1 pseudogene is annotated in these 220 nt (G+C 43.2%); it reads left to right on the forward strand.

From position 1 onward, the window contains the following. A pseudogene (locus SE27_RS13675) lies at nt 1-220 on the forward strand (alkyl hydroperoxide reductase subunit F); the annotation flags it as partial.

Raw genomic sequence — 220 nt, forward strand, 5'->3', positions numbered from 1 at the left:
ACAAGTCTCAGGCTATGCCGCAAAAGTCTCTGATGAGGTTTTGGCACAAATTAAAGCTTTAAACTTAACTGCCGATTTTGAAGTGTTTGTATCGTTAAGCTGTCATAACTGTCCAGATGTGGTACAGGCCTTAAACTTGATTGCCATTCATAATCCCGGCACCACCGCCACCATGATTGATGGCGCATTCTTCCAAGACGAAGTAGAACAGCGCAAAATT

Source organism: Acinetobacter harbinensis (assembly GCF_000816495.1).
Taxonomy (GTDB): Bacteria; Pseudomonadota; Gammaproteobacteria; order Pseudomonadales; family Moraxellaceae; genus Acinetobacter; species Acinetobacter harbinensis.